Origin of the sequence: Mesorhizobium sp. AA22 (assembly GCF_001672375.2) — a bacterium.
Classification (GTDB): Bacteria; Pseudomonadota; Alphaproteobacteria; order Rhizobiales; family Rhizobiaceae; genus Mesorhizobium; species Mesorhizobium wenxiniae.
On the sequence record NZ_CP048406.1, the window covers coordinates 2,729,080 to 2,748,322 of the forward strand.

The window sequence follows — 19,243 nt, forward strand, 5'->3', positions numbered from 1 at the left end:
GACGCGTCAGCCGGCGCTATCCACAACCTCGACGTTGCCTGCGCGATTAAGCGTGTGAATGCCCGTGCGGGCCCATGCCGGCCCCGGGCCGATCGGGCGGGGCGGCGCAAAACGGACGTCGAAATCGTCAAGCCTATCCAGCCGCATCAACCCGAGACCGCCGCCATAGGCTCTCGACCCGTTTTGCACCGGCAGAACTACTGCGTCACCCCGGCGAATAAAGGCGCCGCCGGGCCGAGCGGCCGAGTGATCGACGGCGATGGGATTGAGCGCATGCGCAACCCACGGCCCGCGCAGCGAGGGTGCGGAATAGACCGTCATCGTATCCGACGCGCTGCCGTAACCGAACCGCTCCGTCCCCAACAACCAGAAGCGCCCATCCGATTCGAGCAGCGTGGCGTCATTGAAATCCTTGTCCGTCATCAGCACGGTGTCGCGCACCCAGCGATCCGGAAAGTGCGCGGCGCGGTAGAGCACAAGCTCGCGCGCCGCCCCACTTTCAGGAATCATGAAAATCTCGCCGGCCTGAGCGAACACCTGCGGATACGACAGGTGGTGCGTTTCCTCCAGCACCACCCTCGGCACACTGAAGGTGCCATCGTCACCCAGCTCGGCGACAGAAATCACGCCGCGACCCGTAGCGTAGGGAAACTCCTCGACAAACAGATAGTGGCGGCCATCCCGCTCGAGGACGAATGGATCGGCATAGAATCGCTGGCCATCGTCCGGGAGGACGGTGAACGGCTTACCGTCAAGTTGCCCGGTTTCGGCGACACCTGACCCGTCGATCAGCCGATAGGCGACCTGCCAATAAAAGGGGCGCCGTCCAAGTTTGAGTTTTTGCACGGCGCGATCGACCAACCCCCTGCAGAAAAAGGGCAGGTAGTGCCGGACAATACCGCCGTTCCTCAGGATCGGCGCCGGGTTATCGACAACTGGCACAAGTTCGCCCGCGGAAGAACGGGCGACGCTTTGCGCAACCAGCGAGATGGCCCCAGCGAGCAGGTCGTTGCAGCTGCGAGATAGCCAGAGCCGGTCACTGATCATCGGTCGCCCCCTGGCGACTGTGACGCCGTCGAGGCGAACGGCAAGTTCGGGCAATCGCCCGCTCGCCAGCATCTCGGCCACACCGGCGGGGAAGGTGCTGTGGCCACAAAATTCGAGCGTCAGGACAGGCGTGCCTCGTCGAGCGGCAGTGCCGGTGAGATCAATTACGAGGTCTGCTGGACCAGAACCGCCAGACGGCAACGGCTCGGAGCGGCTTGCCAATGAGGGACCGAAGCGCCGGCTCTCGATCGCCAGCACAATATCCAGTCCGCGTGCGATCGGCGCAGGGGTCGGCGCGCGGCAGCTCGAAACCACGTGACCAGCTGCGTTCAACCGTACCAGGAGCTCATTTTCCCAGCGCCGAGATCCAATGGTGTGGCCGATAATTAAAATATTAGTCAATCGAATATGTTCTTTTTCAAGACTACTATGCCAGGATACCTATCGGTTTAGGCTTTCATAAGAGTTACCGGGGAGAACGCGGGCTTGGCTGTTAATCATATATTAAGATTTAAGGTCACGAAGGCGGCTTCTGCAGCTAGTATAGCTCTTGTGGCGAATAATCAGCAGGTCGCGACGCCTTCTGGCGACCAGGATCAGCAATGAACGTCCTTTCACATCCGAAACTGCCGGTCAGGCAAAAATTGCTGATCGTGTTCGGCACGAGGCCGGAGGCGCTCAAATGCTTTCCGGTGGTGCGTGCCGCGCTTGCCCATCCGGGTTTTGTTACCGAGACATGCATCACCGGCCAGCATCGCGAGATGGTCGACCAGATCATCGAACTGACCGGCCTGCCGGTGCATCACGACCTCAACATCATGCTGCCCGGCCAGACATTGTTCGACGTCACCTCGCGCGTGCTGCTGGGCATGGCCGAAGTGCTGGAGAAGGCGAAGCCCGATATCGTCCTCGTGCAAGGCGACACGACCACGGCGATGACTGCGGCTCTGGCTGCTTTCTACAAACGCATCCCGGTAGCCCATATCGAGGCAGGATTGCGCAGCCACGATATCAACTCTCCCTTTCCAGAGGAACTGAACCGCAAGATTGCCGGCGACATAGCGACGTGGCATTTCGCGCCGACCATCCAGGCGCGCGACAATCTAATCGCCGAAGGAAAGGCTGCGAACACCATCTTCGTGACCGGCAACACGGTGATCGACACGCTGTTGCATTTTTCCGGCGCGATCGACGCCGACAAGTCGATGAGCGCCAAGCTCGCCGCCCATTTCCCGTTCCTCGATCCCGCCAAGAAAATGATCCTCGTTACCGGTCATCGCCGTGAGAATTTCGACGGCGGCATCCATCGTATCTGCACGGCGCTGAAGGGGTTGGCGGTGCGCGAGGACGTGCAGATCGTCTATCCGGTCCATCCCAACCCCAATGTGCGCTCGGTGGTCAACGCAGAACTGGGTGGCGTGCCGAATATCCACTTGGTCGACCCGCAGGATTATATGCCGTTCCTGTTCCTGCAGAAGCAGAGCTATCTGGTGCTGACCGATAGCGGCGGCGTGCAGGAAGAAGCGCCTTCGCTCGGCAAGCCGGTGCTGGTGATGCGCGAGAATACCGAGCGGCCCGAGGGGGTTGCGGCGGGCACCGCCCGTCTCGTCGGCACCGATATCCAAAAAATCCTGTCGAATGCCAACAGCCTGCTCGACGATCAGGCTGCCTATCGCGGCATGGCGGGACGACACAACCCGTATGGCGATGGCCGGGCCGGTAACCGGATCGTTGAGGAATTGCTGCATCATGGCTGAGATCAAAACCGTTTCCGTTATCGGCATGGGCTATATCGGCCTGCCGACCTGTGCCATCTTCGCCAGTCGAGGGCTCGACGTCATTGGTGTCGACGTCAACGAAGCGGTGGTCGAGAAGGTTAATCGCGGCGAAATCCACATCGTCGAGCCGGACCTCGATGGTTTGATCCAGAAGGTTGTAGCCAACGGCAAGCTCAGGGCATTCAGTACGCCGCAGCCGGCGGACGCGTTTGTCATCGCAGTGCCGACCCCGATGACCGAGGACCACAAGCCTGACGTGAGCTATGTGCTCGCGGCGGCACGAAGCATCGCCTCCGTGCTGAAGCGGGGAGACCTTGTGGTGCTGGAATCGACATCGCCGGTCGGCACGACGCGCATCATGACGGGACTGCTTGCCGAATTGCGGCCCGATCTCAAATTTCCTCTGGTGCATGGCGAAGAGGCCGATGTCCTGGTCGCCTATTCGCCCGAGCGCGTGTTGCCGGGAAAGGTCCTAACCGAGTTGATCAACAACGATCGGTCGATCGGCGGACTGTCGCGCAAGTCGTCGGAACGCACCGCAGCACTCTATTCAACCTTTGTTGCCGGCGACCTGTTCACGACCCGGGCCGAAAGCGCGGAACTGGTGAAGCTGACCGAGAACGCGTTCCGCGACGTCAATATCGCCTTTGCCAACGAGCTTGCGGCAGTGTGCCAGGATCTGTCGCTCAACGTTTGGGAGGTGATCGATCTCGCTAACCGGCATCCCCGCGTCAACATCCTGCAGCCGAGCCCGGGCGTCGGCGGCCACTGCATTGCGGTCGATCCGTATTTTATCATCGATGCCGCGCCTAACAGCACGCGGCTGATGGCTTCGGCACGCCGGATCAATTCCGAGCGTCCCTTGTCGGTGGTCAGAGATATAGAAGCCCTGCTAGATCCTTCCCGCAAGCAGACGATCGCTTGTCTTGGCCTCAGCTTCAAAGCCAATATCGACGATATGCGCGAGAGTCCGGCTGTTGAGGTGGTGAAGCTTTTGTCAGATATTCCCAACCTGAAGATCATCGCGGCAGAACCCAACACAAACAGGCTGCCGCATGAACTCGAGGGTAAAGGCATCGTCTTCACCGATGCGCTTTCCGCCATCGACCAGTGCGATATCGTCGTCCTGCTGGTCGACCATCGGCAGTTTAATCTGGTTGATCCCGAAGCGCTCAAGGACAAGAAGCTCATCGACACAAGGGGTTTGTGGACCTGGCGCAAAGCACGCAAGCCCGACGCCCGCATCGAAGGCAAGAAATCAGCGCTCGAACTCCTGGCACTTCCTGCAAGTGCAGAGGAGGCCGCATGAACGCGCACGACCCAGCATGGGCGCAGCATCGCCTATTGGCGTCACGGCGCCGGGAATTCCTTGGTGCGCCGATCCATGCGCTGACCATGGCCGAGACGCTGGCCATCGCCGATGAGGCGATGACCCTGCGGCGGCCGCTGCATCATGTGGTCGTGAATGTCGCCAAGCTTGTGAACATGCGCAACAACGCCGAACTGCACGAGGACGTGGCAACGGCGGATGTAGTCAACGTCGACGGCATCGGCGTGCTTTGGGGGGCGCGTCTTTGCGGCGTCGCGCTTCCGGAACGGGTAGCGGGTGTCGACATCATGATCAATCTGCTGAGCCTCTGCGACACGCGGGGCTACAGGCTCTTCCTCCTGGGCGCAGAACAATCCGTTCTCGATGCGGTTAGAATGCGACTTGCCAGGGATCATCCGGGTCTCGTCGTCGCCGGCATGCGCAATGGTTATTTCAAGCCGGAAGACGAGGCCGGCATCGTCGAGGCGATCAACGCCTCGGGCGCCGACTGCCTGTTGGTGGCGATGCCGACGCCGCGCAAGGAGCGCTTTCTCAAGCGCTATCGTGACGAACTCACTCCGAGTTTCGTCATGGGCGTGGGCGGCAGTTTCGACGTCTATGGCGGCAAGGTTGCCCGGGCGCCAAAACTGGTTCAAGCGGCCGGTCTGGAGTGGTTGTTTCGCGTGGCACAGGAGCCGCGACGCTTGTGGCGCCGCTACTATGACACCAACACTGCTTACGCAGCGCTGCTGTGCCGGGAGTTATGGGGCCGTCGGGCGACGCCGAAAGGTCGATCTATAAGTAAGTAACGATTGCCCCCAACAAGCGGGCGGCCGCCTGGGCTACAGCCTCGGCCCGAAGTCGGAACCGCTTTTTCTAGGACTACGGCAAGGGTCTATGCGAGCCGTAGCCGCACCCGCAGCTTGGCTATGAATTGCATCGCGGCGGCAGGATAGAACAGCCAGGTCAGCCCGAAGAAAACCACTGCGCCAGCGGTGCCGCCCGCAACGAGCGAGAAGATGGCCGGCATATCGCCGAGAAGAGCGCTGGCAAGACTGGCGGCCAGCCCCGTGCAGACCGAAATGACGATCGAAACACCGATGTCGCGCCATGGCACCGGCACCGGCGTGAGCCGTTCGCTGATGATGATGCAGGCTAAAAGGCCTGCCAGCGATCCGCCCGCCAGCGCCAAAGCAGCGCCGACCTCCGCCATCGGAGGGATCAACAGCACGGACAGCGCGATTGTCGCCACCGAGCCGAAGGAATTGGCGATGATCAGCAGCCACGGCCGCTTGTGCGCGTGCACCACGGTGCCATAGACGAAGCTGGCGAGATTGGCACACAGCACGCTGAAGGCGATGATCGGAAAGAGCAGGCCGAAACGGCCGTGATACTCGGACGGCAGCAGGAGCTGCGTGATATCGCTGCTGAGTGCGACCAGCATCGCTGCAACCGGCAGGCAAAGGCGCATCATCAAGGCCATCAATTGCGACAGCAGCCGGCCCGATGCCGCAGGCCCGTCGTCGTCGAACCGGCTGACCACCTCGGGAAAGGCGCCCATGTTAATGGAGTTGGCGACCATATCGATGGGCTGGCGGGCCAGTGCATAGGCTGCGGCGAAGATCGCCACCGCGCCGGCATCGTAATAGATCTTGAGGAACACACGCTCGGCGCTGTGCAGGCCGAAGCCTACCAACGCCATGATGACCAGGGGCACGCCGAGGACGAAGAACTCCTTCTGGGTGAAGCGTGGCGGACCGGCAACGACGCGTCGGGATGCCATGATGCCTGCCACGATACCGGCAATCAGCACGCCGAGGCTCGAGCCGAGCGATACCGTCAGAAACGAATCTTGAAACATGACGATGGCACCGATCGGCAGCGCGAGTTGCAGCACGGCGCGCAGGAACTCGAGGGTCGAATAGACCGAATGACGCTGCTGCATCTGCAGCACCGTCAACGCGAAGCGGCCGATGGAACCGGCGATCAGGTAGCTGCAGACGGCGATCGCGAACTCGACCCAGCGCTCCGGCACGATCACTGCGGAGGCGGCCACGGATATGATCAGCGCCAGGGCCGTGCTCGCAAGCAACACCCGCCCGGCCAGCATCAGGCTGCCACGGCTGACGTCGCCTTTGCCCCCAAGCCTGAGCAAAGCGATGCGCAGCCAGTTGGTCACGGCAACGTCTGTCATTTCGCCGACGGTCACCACCAGTGTCAGCAGGCCATACTCGGTCTGGTCGATCAGCCGCGTCACGATGACCAGCAGGAGCAGCGCGGAAATCCGCGTCAGCAGGATCGCCGGGGCATAGATGAGCGTGGAGCGCAGCAGCAAAGAGTTGTCCCCGGAAAATTCACCTTCGATTAACCGTCGACCGGCGGAAAATCCAGCGGGATGACGGCAAAGGGTGAACAGATTCAGTTTGAACTAACGGATTCGTCGTAAACCTTGTTTGAAACCTTTGCCTTGTAGTTCCGAATGGAGTCATGTTGCAGCGTCCGGTCCACAATCAAAAAGTCCATGTCCTTGTCGCGACGCCTTCGGGCGTTTCGGGGCAGGGTGGTATCGACCGCATCATGGGGGCGCTGAAGCAGGAGTTCGAGCGGCAGGAGATCGCCGACATCGATGTACGCTTCCTTGCCAGCCGCGGCTCGGGGCATGTCGCGTTTTCGATCTTCTATATGTTTGACTTTTGCTTGCGGATGCTCGCGGCGCGTTTGGCGAAGCGCGCCGATGTCATTCACATCAACATATCGGTTACCGGCAGCACCTATCGCAAGATGGTGATCGCCGCCTGCGCACGGCTGCTGTCGATACCCTATGTCCTGCATTTGCATGGGGCGCAGTATGAGACATTCTGGAAAGACGATCGCAGTTTCATGAGCCGCCGCATCGAAGCTCTGTTCGAGCGTGCCGGTCGGGTGATCGTCTTGGGCAGGCTTTGGCGCGACTTCGTCGCCAGCCGGGCACCGGGGGCGGCCGACAAGATTGTCATCGTTCCAAACGCCACGGCGGTTCCATCCTTGGCGCATGTCGGTGGCGGCGACCATGTGCATCTCCTGTTCCTTGGCCGCATCGGCGACCGCAAGGGCGTCCCGCAATTGCTGGATGCGCTGCACTGCATGGAGCCGATCAAGAGTTGGCGCGCCACGATCGCCGGCGATGGCGACTTCGAGGCGGCACGGATGAGAACGGCCGAACTGGGCCTTGCCGAGCGCGTTACCCTTCCTGGCTGGGTCGGCCCTGACGAGGTCGCTTCGCTGATCGCTTCGGCGGACATTCTGGTGCTGCCCTCCTTTGCCGAAAATCTGCCCGTCTCGGTCATCGAAGGCATGGCTGCAGGTCTCGCGGTAGTGACGACGCCTGTCGGCGCCGTGGAGGACATCATCGCCAACGAGCAATCGGGGTTGCTGGTGCCGCCCGGCGATGTTGCGGCGTTGACCGAGGCGCTGACTCGGCTGGTCGAAAATCCGGCATTGAGAGCCAGGCTTGGTGCTGCCGCGATGGCCGTGCATCGGGAACGGCTTGAGCTCGTACCTTTCGTCGGCGCGATCTGCGACGTCTGGAGGTCGGTCGCGTTAAAAGCTCAATCGGTCAAGCGCTGACGCCATCCTATGTAAACGTGGACGCTGAGCTTGCGCGCCGCGCAGGTGAGCCTAAGACGAGCAGCTGCGGGTCGAGCGCAATATCGATCCCATTGGCGTCACTGCGGCGCTCCAAGCTTAAATTCGCGATGGAATATCTCCAAATTCAACAGCGCCCAAATTAGCTTTTCGTGGTCTGCGGCACCGCTGGTATGCTCCGAGACGATTTGATCAAGGTGTTTGGCGCTCAAATAGCTGCGAATGACGGACTGAGAGGAGCAAAGATGGTCGTCCACGTAGTTCCTCATTGACCCGCGAAACCATTCGGCGACGGGCACCTTGAACCCGACCTTGCGGCGGTTGAGAATTTCCTCAGGAAGCATGTTGGCCATGCTGTTGCGCAAGATCAGCTTACCTTTCCGCCAACCCACCTTGTAGCGATCGGGCAATTTGCTGACGAACGCAACCAGATCGCGATCGAGGAACGGCATTCTTCCTTCGATTGAACCGGCCATCATCATCCGGTCGCCTCGTTCCAAGAGATTGTCAGGCAACCACGATGTCTGATCGAAAAACAGCGCGCGGCGAAGATGGGATGACTTCGCGCTTGAGGAGAACGGGAAGTCCTTGCGTTCATTGCGACAATTGGCCGGCGCACCGATGAGGCGACCGTGTTCCCGCGCTGTCATGGCCCCAAACCAGGAGATCATCCGAGTGGCAAAGTCCCTTTCGCCCGCGCTTCGGGCAAATGTATCGAACTTGGCCGATGCGCCAGGCATGGCGCGTATCAGAGGGGCGAGGACGTTGTTGTGGAGCAAGGCTGGAACGAGCGACCGGTAGATTCCAGCCAGTGACTCCGCGCGATGTTTGGGATACCCGCCGAGAATCTCGTCTGCCCCTTCCCCTGTGAGCACCATCTTGACGTCCTGCGAGGCTCGCTCCGACATCAGGTAAATTGGAATGTCCGAACTTTGTGAAACAGGCGCCCCCAGATGGCGAATCAACTTGGGCAGGTGGTCAATCAGGTCGTCCGCCTCAATGACCAGTTCGCAATGGTCGGTCTTGAAATGATCGGCGACGCGTCGGGCGAATGGAAGTTCACTGTAAGCCGGTTCGCTGAAGCCGACCGAAAATGTACGAATTGGCTTGTCGCTGTGCTTGGTCATCAGGGCAACGATCGCTGACGAGTCGAGGCCTCCGGAGAGAAAGGCGCCAAAGGGTGCATCGCTGCGCATTCTGATCTCGACGGAATGGTCGAGCAGTTCCAGAAATCGCCGCTTGGCGGTTTCGTCGTCGATGTCCTCGGTCAGATCGGTTTGATCTGGAGGCGTATAATATCGCGTTTCCGTCACGGTCCCTTGCGACCAAACGGCATAGCTTCCGGGGTTGAGTTTGCGGATTTGTTTAAAAAGCGTGCGCGGTCCAGGCACGTAACGCCAGCGCAGATACTCGTGCACAGCGTCCAGATCGAGCTGCTGCGCGTTTGGCTGCGATGACAACAACGCGTTGATCTCCGAGGCAAACGACAGCAATTTTTCGCCTTCCATGAGGTAAAGGGGCTTTTTGCCGAAGGGATCGCGGCCGAGGATCAATTCGTGCCTCTGAGCATCCCAGAGCGCAAAAGCGAACATGCCGCTCAATCGGTCAAATACGGACAAGTGCCACTGATCATAAGCTCTGAGCAGCACCTCGGTATCGGAGCGCGTTCGAAAATGATGACCGAGGCCGATCAGTTCCTGGCGCAACTCGATATAGTTGTATATTTCGCCGTTGAAAATAATTCTGAGACGGCCGTCGTCGATATGCATCGGCTGATTTGAATCGGCGTTTAAGTCAATAATCGCCAAGCGGCGATGCACCAATGCCAATTGGTTCCCGCCGGTGTTCAAGTCCAAGAACTCGGTGCCTTCGGCATCGGGGCCACGATGCCGCAATGCGTTGGACATTCCGGCGGCCCGATATTGTGGGTTCTCGACTCTCGGCCCGATCCAGCCGGCAATTCCGCACATCATCTCTTCCCTGGGCGCGCGTGTTCGCGACGCTGTTTACGACGAATGTATTAAACACTTGGTTGCCGACGAACCGGATCGCGGAGAATGCCGCCAAGGTGTTTCAAAGGCGGGCTTGACCGGTTCGATCAGGCTCTGCCGGTCCTGAATGAGGTGCCACCGACGGTTGCCGCGGAGACGGCAGCTCTTGCCGTCGCGTGATTGATCACTAGCTTGTGGCGGGGACAGGATTGGCGTTGCCCGCCCGGCCGCTCATCCGTCAAGAGGCGCGATGGCTACGGCAGGCCCAGTGCCCGCAACATCTCCTGGTCCGGGACCGCAGGCCCTTCGGGCCGGATAACGGTCATCCCATAGGGATTGGAGAATTCCCAGACAGACCATGGTATCGCGAAGCGTTCCGCCTGCTGGCGCACCGCCTTGAGATAGCGCAGACCGTCGGCGTCGAATGCGCCCATGCGGCCGTCCGCAGACATGAGGATCACACCGAATTCACCCATGAAGAGCCGTCGGCTTGGAATGCCATGCGCCTCCGCCCAGTCGACCGCCTGACGGAAGCTCGCCTCGAGTTGGCTCGAGCCCCAATTGTGCTCGAAATATCGGGCGATTGCTTCACGCGCCGCGACCATGTTCATCGTTTGCTCGACCGGGCTCAGGCCGGCGGCCTCCATCTGCGCTTTAAGGGTTTCGGTCACCTTTTCGGGCGTACTGCTGTCGGCCGGCCAGGGCAGGCCCGAGGCGAAGGCGCCTGTCCCGTCGGGCCGCTGGTGCGTGAAACTGTGCGGCTCGTACATATGGAAGCTGTAGTAGAGGTTCGGATCGTCAAAGCCCGGGGTGAGATTGACCAGCCCGGCAATGCTGCCGCCACAGGCGCCTGTTGCGACGATGGTGAGTTCGCTGCTGACTGCGCGAATATCGCGGACCGTGTCTGCCATGATCCGCTGCCAGTCATCGCTGCCGCTCGAATCACAGGGGTAGTATGCCGGCTCGTTGTAAGGCTCGAAGGCTACATTGCCGGTGCCAACCCTGGCCAGCATGGTGGCGACCGCCACAACCATTTCGCGATAGCTGGCAACGCCTTCGCTGTCGGCACCGTCATAGATCATCTCCATGCTGTAGGCCGGAACCTGGGTGACGCCGTGCAGGTCGAAAACCACCTTAAGGCCGGCCGACGTGACCCGCTCGACCGCTGCGGCAAGTATGTCCAGCGCCTGCTGCCGTTTGGCGCCCTCGCTGGCAAGCAGAGGGCCGGGGTCGACGCTCAGCCGGACGAAGTCGAAGCCCATCGATCGAATGCGCGCAAACACTTCGCCATCCGGCCAATCGGTGAGCGGCCTATGTCCAGCGCGCCACGCCTCCTCGCTGCGATAGGGCGGCCAACTGTAGGATCCATCGTCCTCGACCGGCGACCAGTTGAGCCATTCATGCACGCCGACGCCGCGCTGGAGCTGGATCGGCGCAGCGTTGGCGGCTATCGCCATGCCGAGCACCCAGGCTACAACCCACGCCATCCTTCTCATCGCCACTCTTCGCATCATGGTCGGAGATATTAACCGCAGGATCGGAAAAGGAGGATTGCCGTCGTGCGGCTTTTCGACAGCATGGTATATAAGAATCGAAACCTTGGCGGAGCGCGTATGAGAGTCGGCTGGTACATCAACCGGTTGCGCAGCATGGAGCCGGCCGAGGTGTTGCACCGGCTGGGCGAGCAGCGTCGAAGGATCGCTTCGCGCCGCCGCGACGACGGCTGGGAGCGTTATGCTTCCCCCCAGTTGCACCCGGTGCTGCGTGGATTGCGCGATGCTGCGCTGGCTGCGACACCGGAGCAACGGCAAGCCATAGCGGCGGCGGCGCAAAACACGCTTGGGGGCCAGTTTTCCGCACTTGGGCGGACATGGCCACGGCGCGATCGAGATCGGCTGTTTCCTCCCGAGCTTTGGCGCCTTGATCCGGTGACCGGCAGGTTTTGGCCGGGTCCCGAGGCCCATACTTTCGATATCGATTTTCGCCATGGCGGCGGCCGCGGCGATGTAAAATACGTTTGGGAGATCAACCGGCTGCAGCAGTTGCCGCCACTGGGCGCCCACCTGCTTCTCGCCGGCGACGACCAGTCCCGGATGGCCATAGAGGCGGCGATCGACAGCTGGCATTCAGCCAATCCGCCGTTCCGAGGGGTTTGCTGGGCCTCCGGCATCGAAGTAGCGCTGCGAGCCATCAGCCTGATTGTCACCATGGACCTCGTCGGCGACCGATTAGGCGCGGCGACACGGCAGCAAGTGGGTGAAATACTGGCGGCAAGCGCCTATTGGCTGCCGCGGTTCCCTTCTCGATTTTCCTCCGCCAACAACCATCTCGTCGCAGAACTGGCTGGCGAGTATCTGATCGGCCTGGCGTTGGGGACCGAATCCAACGATGTCCGCGGCGCCCTCCTGGCTGAGGCGCGCAAGCAGATTCTCGCCGATGGCGCCGGTGCCGAGCAGACCCCGACATATGCGGCCTTCACCGCCGAACTAATTTTGCTGTGCGCCGCTGTGGCACGCCAGGCCGGAACGCCGTTTCCCTCGCCCGTCGAAGCGCGTCTGGCCGCATTTGCCAATTTCGTCGCTTGGCTCTCCCCAGCTGCCGGCTTTGGCGACAACGATGAAGGTCGCGTGCTGACGCTCGGGGACGAGCCGGACTATGTCCGATCCGTCGCCGCCGCCATCCGTGGCTTTTTACAAATGCCGGGCAACGCGGCGGCGCCACACGATTTTCGGGCGCTTTTCTTTGGCAGGCCGTCGGAACCGGCACCGGCGTCGCATGGGTTGCAAACGTTCACGCAAGGCGGGCTCTCCGTCTGGCGCGGTGAGATGAATGGCCGCAGCATCGATCTGACCTTCGACCACGGCCCGCTCGGCTATCTCTCGATAGCGGCTCACGGCCATGCCGACGCGCTGTCGCTCACCTTGTGCATCGATGGCGAGCCGGTGCTGGTCGACCCCGGCACCTGGCTCTACGGTTCGGGGGGCGTCTGGCGCGACTGGTTCCGCTCGACACCGGCGCATAACACGCTGAATATCGAGGGCAAAAGCCAAAGCATCATCGCCGGGATGTTCAACTGGTCGCACAAGGCGGTTGCGGCATTGGTGGAGAGCGAGCCGGGAACGCACTGGAAGCTGCGCGCCCGGCATGACGGGTATAGAAGCCGCTTCGGTGTCGTGCATCAGCGCACCGTGATGCACCAGGCCGACGGGATCGTCGTGACCGACCAACTGCTCGGCGGCAGGCGCGTGGCCGAGGTCGTCTTTCAACTCGCAGCCGGCCTCGGCACCAACCGAGACGGAAGCACGATCATAGTGCTGCGCGGCGACGAGCCGCTGATGACCGTTCGGTTTCCGGACGCTGCGGTCGACATCCGCGCCGGCGGCGACGCACCGGGGCAGGGCGGCTGGGTTTCACCGCGTTTTGGCGCCAGGCAGCCAGCCGAACGCATCGCCTGGCACGGCGAAGTGGGCGAAGACGGAATTAAGATCCACCTCGCGGCAATCCCACCGTCGCAACGATAGCGACCGGCGAAGCAGCAGAGCGGGCCATCCGCTGTTCCGGCCGTATTCGAGATTAATTACGTTCCGACATTTAGCGTTTTGTTACGGTTGAACTGCTAATCTGGCGCAAATCCGGCATGCTTTTGCTCGTTGCAGCCGCAATAGCCACCTGGTTGCGGGCAACATGCAGTGGGTTTGGCAAGTTTTTTGCTTCGTAATTCGCCGGTAGCCATTTTACGGCCCAGGAGCCACTGCACCGATGTTTTCTGAATTCGCCGGAGTGATTGTGGAAAAGCTTTCGAACGTCAATCTGGTGACGCTCGGCCTCCTATTTCTCACGGCACTGGGGAGCGCGGTGGTCGCTTACTGGCGAACTGTCGAGCACAAGTCCCTCAGGGACTTTTTCGATTTCGCTTTCCCGGCGGAAGTCATCCTGCATCCGTCGGCGCGAGCGGATGTCCTATTTTGGGTCACTAAACGGGCGATAATGCCTTTCCTGCTCATCCCTGCCGGCGTCACCTTCGTTGCCGCCGTGGGCTATGGGACGCACCAGGCAATCGGCTGGCTCCTTGATATCCAGGCGCCGCTCATCGACGGCCCGGCCGGACCGGTGACGATCGTCATCTTCACCGCAACCATGCTGATCGCCTACGACATTTCGTACTATCTCTACCATGTCGCCCAACACCACTTCCCGTTCCTATGGGAATTGCACAAAGTGCATCATTCTGCCGAGGTGATGGTGGGAATCACCAAGGATCGGGTTCATCCGCTGGACGATCTGATGAACCGTATCTGGGATGGTGTCATCCCGGGGATATGCTTCGGCATCTGGAGCCTGATCGCGCTCGATCCTGTAGAGATCGCTATCTTCGGCATCAACGTCTATGTCATTCGCAACATCCTGATGATGGACTTTGTTCGCCATACCCATTTCAAGATTTCCTTCGGCCGGTTGAACAACATCATCTTGTGTCCGCACTGGCACCAGGTGCACCACAGCATCGACCCTCGCCACTACGACAAGAATTTTGGCCTGCTGTTTTCGTTCTGGGATCGCCTGTTCGGGACGCAGTTTGTCCCGGATCCGGATGAAGACCTCAAATTTGGCCTGATAGATCGCGATGTGCGCGACTATCAATCGCTCTTTGGGCTTTACATCCTGCCGCTCAAGAAGATGGGAGGGCATGTCGCCAGACTGTTCCAGAGGCGTCTCGATGTCATTGCACAGCCACAGGATCGTTCCCCTTCATGAACAGCATTGTTTCGATTGACGCTTCGAGCGCAGAGCGCCTGGAAGTTGTCCGCTCGGCGGATCGCCTGGCTGCGATCGAAGCCGATTGGATGCATCTTTGGCATCGCACTGATGGGCTGATCTTTCAGAGCCATGCCTGGATTTCGGCATGGTGGAGTACCGTAGCGGACCGTGACCAGCGCGCGCTGCGGATCGGGTTGGCCTGGAATGGTGACAGGCTCGTTGCCGTCTTTCCCATGGCGATCGGCAAGCGCAAAGGCCTGCGGTTTCTCGAATGGGCGGCCGGCAGCTATACCGATTACGGGGATATTCTCGTTGCTCCGGAATGCTCCTCATCGGCGCTGCAGGACGTATGGGCCCGGATCTGTGAAGCCGGTGGCTTCGATATTGCCTTTCTCAATCATCTCTTGCCGGGTGCGGCGGTCCGCAGAATTTTCACTCCGGATACCTCTGGCGGGATCAGGCTTCGCCCCAATCACAGAGAGGAAGTCAGCTATCGCGTCGCCGGACAATGGGAGAGCGGAGCCGCGTGGTTCGCGGAGCAATCGAAAAAGACGCGGCAGAACTATCGGCGCGGCGTCAAGACGCTGGAAGAAGCCGGGAAAATGAAATTTCGCCTGCTTGCGCCAGACGAGCCGCTGCAGCCGGTACTGGACCGCCTCTCTGCCCTGAAGCGCAGATGGCTGGTGGAGCGCAAGCGTGAATCCCAACTTTTCGAAGAGGGAGCGCCAGTACTCGCCGCACTCGTCGAGGCGCTGGCGCGCGCCGGCGTGCTGCACATTTTCGTACTTGAATGCAATGGCACGATGGTCGCAGTCTCCATCAACTTCGTCCAGCACCACACCATGATGGCCTTCGTGACCACTTTCGATCCGGATTTCAGCCAGGCGTCGCCCGGCATGATCCTGATGATGGACTACATACGGTGGTCGATCGATCACGGCTTGGGCACGGTCGATTTCCTGTGCGGCGCAGAGTCGTTCAAGCACAAATTCGCAACGCAGGGCGTTGTCCTGCAATCCGTTCTTGGGACGCGCACGGCGCAAGGCTCGCTCGCTTCTCTTGCCGATCGTATGCGCCAGACGGTCCGGCATGTACGCGGGCGCGGACTGGTGCCGACAGCTTGATTTTCGGCTTGATCGGCGCCCGGAACACCGTGTCCGACAGGCAATGGCAAGTGGTGTCCTATCGCTTCCCTCGTCGGGTCGCCGGCAGCACGAACCGCTCAAAGTGCCGATTGCGTCTGAGATGGAACGACCCGCCAGACCTTGTTGCCGACATCATCCGCCACCAGCAGGGCGCCGCGACGGTCTATCGCCACCCCCACAGGACGGCCAAAGGCCTTGTCGTCCTCGCTCAGGAAGCCGGTGAGGATGTCCTGAGGCGGGCCTGACGGCTTGCCGCCGGTAAACGGCACGAAAATCACCTTGTAGCCGCTGCGCGGCTTGCGATTCCACGAGCCATGCTGGCCGACGAACGCGCCATTCCTGTATTGAGGACCGAACAGGTCGCCCGTGTAGAAGGTCAGTCCCAATGAAGCCGTGTGCGCCCCGAGCGCATAGTCCGGCTTGATCGCCTGGGCGACGAGGTCGGGCCGCTGCGGCTTGACGCGATTATCGACATGCTGGCCGTAGTAGCTGTAAGGCCAGCCGTAGAAGCCGCCATCCTTCACCGATGTCATGTAGTCCGGCACGAGGTCGCTGCCGATCTCGTCGCGCTCGTTGACGGCGACCCAGAGTTCGCCGCTTTCCGGATTCCAGGACAGGCCGTTCGGATTGCGCAGCCCGGAGGCGAAGAGACGCGACTGCTTCGAAGCGAGATCGATCTCCAGCACTGCGGCGCGGTTCTCCTCTTCCTCCAAGCCGTTCTCGCCGACATTGGAATTGGATCCGACCGTCGCATAGAGCTTCGTGCCGTCCTGCGAGGCGGTCATGTCCTTGGTCCAGTGGTGGTTCCTCCCCGCAGGCAGGTCGACGATCTTCTCCGCCGGTGCGGTGATCTCGGTCGCGCCCTCCTGGTAGGGAAAGGCCACAATTGCATTGGCGTTGGCGACGTAGAGCTTGCCGTTAAGTAGCGTCATGCCGAATGGCGAGAACAGCCCGGTAAGGAAGGCCGTTTTGGTTTCCGCCACCCCGTCGCCATCCTGATCGCGCAGCAACGAGATGCGATTGGCGCTAGACGTTTGCGCGCCGGCCTGGCTCTGGAAGAGGTTTGTGAAGAAGCGGCGTATGCTGCGTAAGCTCTCTATGAAGAAGCTGCGTATGCTGCGTATTCTGAAGCCCTCGTCCGGCTTGGGCGGGGCATTGCTCTCGGCCACCAGCACGTCGCCGTTTGGCAGCACGTATAGCCAGCGCGGATGGTCGAGCCCGCCGGCAAACTCGTTTACTGCAAATCCCTGGGCCGCCGTCGGCTTCGTGCCCTGCGGCCATGGCGCGGCCTTGGCGACATGGACGGTCGGCAGCCAAGTCGGATTCGGCTCCGGCAGGGTCGGGTTGGGGCCATAGGTCTCCGCGATCGGAACCGTCGCCTCTTCGCGCGACAGGAAGAAGACCGCTCCGCCGGCGACGACGAAAAGAACGATCAGCATGAGAAGGGCGGCAAGCAACTTTTTCACCAGAACCTCGAAAATGTGAAAGAACGCAAACGCGCTTATCGCGTTCCGGTTGCGGATGGAGCGGCGGATAGGGCGAAGTAGGCCGCAAGCGCGCGGACGTCGTCGTCCGTGAGACCCTTCGCGGCATTGGCCATGAGATGGCCGAAGCGCGTTCCACCCCGCTTTCCCGCCCTGAACAGCCCAAGCTGCGCCTCGATATAGCGCTCGGGCTGGCCGGCGATGGAGGGATAGAGCGGGCTGCGGTCCTGTCGTCCGTGACAGCCGAGACAGGCTGGCACGCCGGCCTCCTTGATACCCCTCTCGGCGATTTCCCTGCCGCGCCGGACAAGTGCTGGATCGCCCTCGCCCCCGGGGTGCCTCGTCGGCAGGGCGGCGAAATGCTTGGCCAAATCCGGCCAGGATTGAGGCCCTGCCGCAATGGCGGGCAGGCTCATCAAGCCGCTTGCCCGACCTTCCTCGGCATAGGCGCGCAGGCTTTCTAGGAGATAGGCCTCGCTCTGCCCGGCGAGAACGGGGATCGCAGGACCGCGCCCGAGACCGTCCCCACCGTGGCAGCGGCCGCAATCCGCGAGCGCCTGCCGTAGGGTTGCGGCAGCGCCTTCAGGAGGCGCAAGCCTTGCTCCATAGGCGAGGTCACGGTAGGTGGCTTCGTCCATCGACGGCAGTTCGCGCAGGAAGGCTACCATCGCCCAGACCTCGTCGTCGCGTTCCTGCGTCGGCCAGGCCGGCATGCCGGTGAAGCGCACGCCGTGTTTGACGATGCGAAAAAGTTCCGCGTCGGACCATTCGCCGACGGCCCCCGCAAGGTCAGGCGGCTGCGGCAGCATTCTCATGACGACAGGAGATCGCGGCTCGCCCGGCGCACCGTGACAGATGGCGCAGCCGCGCGCGAAATGTCCGGCGGCCGGCTGGATCGCATGACGCGGCAGAGCTTCTGGAACGTCGACCGCCAGCGCATAGGTGCGCACAGCCGATCGCATGGCGAATTGGAGAAACCATTCCGTGATCTTCCAGTGGCCGCTTGACGCACCGACATTGAAAAAGCCGATCCAGGCGGCCAGCACCACGACGAAGGGCAGAATGGCAAGCGCGATGGCGAGCTTCTTCCAACTGATATGCATCAGACCGCCTTCCGCGGCGGGGCGGCGAGCAAGCGCGCAAAAAGTGTCACGCCGCCGGCCAGATAGACCGCTGCGCCGACCAAAAGCATGATTACGCCGCCAAGTTCCTGATCCTGCTGCGCGGAAAGCGCGACGCCGAAGCAGCTTATCTCGCCCGTCCCGTAAAGCGGCCTCGGGGTCAGCGCCAGCAGCGCCCCGAGCAAGGTCATATGGATGGACGTCAGAAGCAAGGCGAAGGCGCCGGCGGCATTGCCTGTGATGTCCGAACCGCGGCGCGGCAGGCAGGTCAGCCACAGGAACAGCCCGGCGGCGAGGAACGTGGCCTGCTCGATGGCGGTCGCAAACAGCGAGCTTTGCGCCAGTGTCCGCAAGGCCGGCGCGTGCCAGGACCAGACAATGATAAGCTCGACGAGGGAGGCGGGGAGGGCGAGGGTGAACGCCCGGTTTGCATCTGATTTCGGGCGGAGCGGGATCCCAATCGCCATCAGCGGCGCAGCGATCGCTACCACTCCCATATGCGCCAGCATGTGCGCCGAAAACGAATCCCGCCAGGCATCGAGCAGCGGTCCGGCCCAGACCAGGGCGAGGACGAGGAGACCGAGGATGAGGCAGGCGCGTCTCACCGGATACACCCCGTCAGGAACAATGCGGGCATCGCGGTGAAGATCACGGCGATGAAGCTGAGACCCGAGAGCAGCAGCGTCGCAAAGCCCTGGAACAGGGTCCGGTCGCGTCTCGTCGGATCGTCGTGCGGCGGATCGTCTGTGCCGAAGCCCCATTGCCGCCAGGCGAGCCATGCGGATAGCGCGATGAGCGAGAGGGCGATCAGGGTGGCGGCGGCGATGCCCGCGCGCACAGCGCTGAAACTCAGCCCGATAAGTTCGGGCTTAGCGCAATAGACCGCCGCGCCGATGTAGCAAACGAGGAAATGCGCAGCCCACACCACGGGCGCGGTAAACAGCGTCCAGAGCGTTTCAATCTCTTTCGGGATGAGCCGCATCGCC

The 19,243-nt window shown here is 61.5% G+C and carries 15 protein-coding genes; 7 read left to right on the forward strand and 8 right to left on the reverse strand.

The features are described from left to right. Positions 1 to 6: 6 nt before the first annotated feature. Positions 7 to 1,449, reverse strand: a complete 1,443-nt coding sequence (locus tag A9K68_RS13335; protein ID WP_246811364.1) for a hypothetical protein — start codon at positions 1,447 to 1,449, stop codon at positions 7 to 9. A gap of 200 nt (positions 1,450 to 1,649) precedes the next feature. Here A9K68_RS13335 and wecB point away from each other — a divergent pair, with 200 nt between their 5' ends. Genes wecB through A9K68_RS13350 form a run of 3 tightly spaced genes read left to right on the forward strand, consistent with a single transcriptional unit; the run spans position 1,650 to position 4,943 of the window. Further along, positions 1,650 to 2,804, forward strand: coding sequence for a UDP-N-acetylglucosamine 2-epimerase (non-hydrolyzing) (gene wecB, locus A9K68_RS13340; RefSeq protein ID WP_065009317.1), 1,155 nt, complete (start codon positions 1,650 to 1,652; stop codon positions 2,802 to 2,804). After that, positions 2,797 to 4,134 (forward strand): UDP-N-acetyl-D-mannosamine dehydrogenase, encoded by a 1,338-nt coding sequence (wecC, locus tag A9K68_RS13345; RefSeq protein WP_065009318.1) that lies wholly within the window; start codon positions 2,797 to 2,799, stop codon positions 4,132 to 4,134. Before wecB ends, wecC begins: the two co-directional genes overlap by 8 nt. Continuing rightward, positions 4,131 to 4,943: a WecB/TagA/CpsF family glycosyltransferase gene (locus A9K68_RS13350; protein ID WP_065009319.1), complete on the forward strand. Its 813-nt coding sequence runs from the start codon at positions 4,131 to 4,133 to the stop codon at positions 4,941 to 4,943. Before wecC ends, A9K68_RS13350 begins: the two co-directional genes overlap by 4 nt. Positions 4,944 to 5,029: 86 nt before the next feature. On the opposite strand, the gene A9K68_RS13355 is transcribed toward A9K68_RS13350, so the two are convergent. Next, positions 5,030 to 6,469, reverse strand: a complete 1,440-nt coding sequence (locus A9K68_RS13355; RefSeq protein ID WP_065009320.1) for a polysaccharide biosynthesis C-terminal domain-containing protein — start codon at positions 6,467 to 6,469, stop codon at positions 5,030 to 5,032. 152 nt (positions 6,470 to 6,621) lie between these two features. Here A9K68_RS13355 and A9K68_RS13360 point away from each other — a divergent pair, with 152 nt between their 5' ends. Beyond that, the gene (locus tag A9K68_RS13360; protein WP_082982485.1) at positions 6,622 to 7,740 is read left to right on the forward strand and encodes a glycosyltransferase family 4 protein; all 1,119 of its coding nucleotides are present in this window, start codon (positions 6,622 to 6,624) and stop codon (positions 7,738 to 7,740) included. A gap of 98 nt (positions 7,741 to 7,838) precedes the next feature. Here A9K68_RS13360 and asnB read toward each other — a convergent pair whose 3' ends face one another. Both asnB and A9K68_RS13370 read right to left on the reverse strand, forming a co-directional pair. Beyond that, positions 7,839 to 9,728 carry an asparagine synthase (glutamine-hydrolyzing) gene (asnB, locus tag A9K68_RS13365; RefSeq protein ID WP_065009342.1) on the reverse strand — a complete coding sequence of 630 codons (1,890 nt, stop codon included), beginning with the start codon at positions 9,726 to 9,728 and terminating at the stop codon, positions 7,839 to 7,841. Positions 9,729 to 10,003: 275 nt separating this feature from the next. Further along, positions 10,004 to 11,245, reverse strand: a complete 1,242-nt coding sequence (locus A9K68_RS13370; RefSeq protein ID WP_065009321.1) for a cellulase family glycosylhydrolase — start codon at positions 11,243 to 11,245, stop codon at positions 10,004 to 10,006. Positions 11,246 to 11,362: 117 nt separating this feature from the next. Between A9K68_RS13370 and A9K68_RS13375 the strand changes: the two genes are divergently transcribed. From A9K68_RS13375 to A9K68_RS13385, 3 genes are all read left to right on the forward strand, one after another. Further along, positions 11,363 to 13,270, forward strand: coding sequence for a heparinase II/III-family protein (locus tag A9K68_RS13375; protein ID WP_065009343.1), 1,908 nt, complete (start codon positions 11,363 to 11,365; stop codon positions 13,268 to 13,270). Positions 13,271 to 13,508: 238 nt separating this feature from the next. Next, entirely contained in the window at positions 13,509 to 14,504 is a 996-nt protein-coding gene (locus A9K68_RS13380) for a sterol desaturase family protein (protein WP_065009322.1), read from the forward strand. Then, positions 14,501 to 15,631: a GNAT family N-acetyltransferase gene (locus A9K68_RS13385; protein ID WP_065009323.1), complete on the forward strand. Its 1,131-nt coding sequence runs from the start codon at positions 14,501 to 14,503 to the stop codon at positions 15,629 to 15,631. The genes A9K68_RS13380 and A9K68_RS13385 overlap by 4 nt, the downstream gene beginning before the upstream one ends. Positions 15,632 to 15,729: 98 nt before the next feature. On the opposite strand, the gene A9K68_RS13390 is transcribed toward A9K68_RS13385, so the two are convergent. The 4 genes from A9K68_RS13390 to A9K68_RS13405 form a co-directional block, all read right to left on the reverse strand. Next, positions 15,730 to 17,091 (reverse strand): sorbosone dehydrogenase family protein, encoded by a 1,362-nt coding sequence (locus A9K68_RS13390; protein WP_065009344.1) that lies wholly within the window; start codon positions 17,089 to 17,091, stop codon positions 15,730 to 15,732. 62 nt (positions 17,092 to 17,153) lie between these two features. Further along, positions 17,154 to 18,239, reverse strand: coding sequence for a c-type cytochrome (locus A9K68_RS13395; RefSeq protein ID WP_065009324.1), 1,086 nt, complete (start codon positions 18,237 to 18,239; stop codon positions 17,154 to 17,156). Continuing rightward, positions 18,239 to 18,862, reverse strand: a complete 624-nt coding sequence (locus A9K68_RS13400; protein ID WP_065009345.1) for a cytochrome c oxidase assembly protein — start codon at positions 18,860 to 18,862, stop codon at positions 18,239 to 18,241. The genes A9K68_RS13395 and A9K68_RS13400 overlap by 1 nt, the downstream gene beginning before the upstream one ends. Beyond that, complete coding sequence (locus A9K68_RS13405; protein WP_065009325.1) at positions 18,859 to 19,239, reverse strand: hypothetical protein; 381 nt, start codon at positions 19,237 to 19,239, stop codon at positions 18,859 to 18,861. The genes A9K68_RS13400 and A9K68_RS13405 overlap by 4 nt, the downstream gene beginning before the upstream one ends. Positions 19,240 to 19,243: the final 4 nt, after the last annotated feature.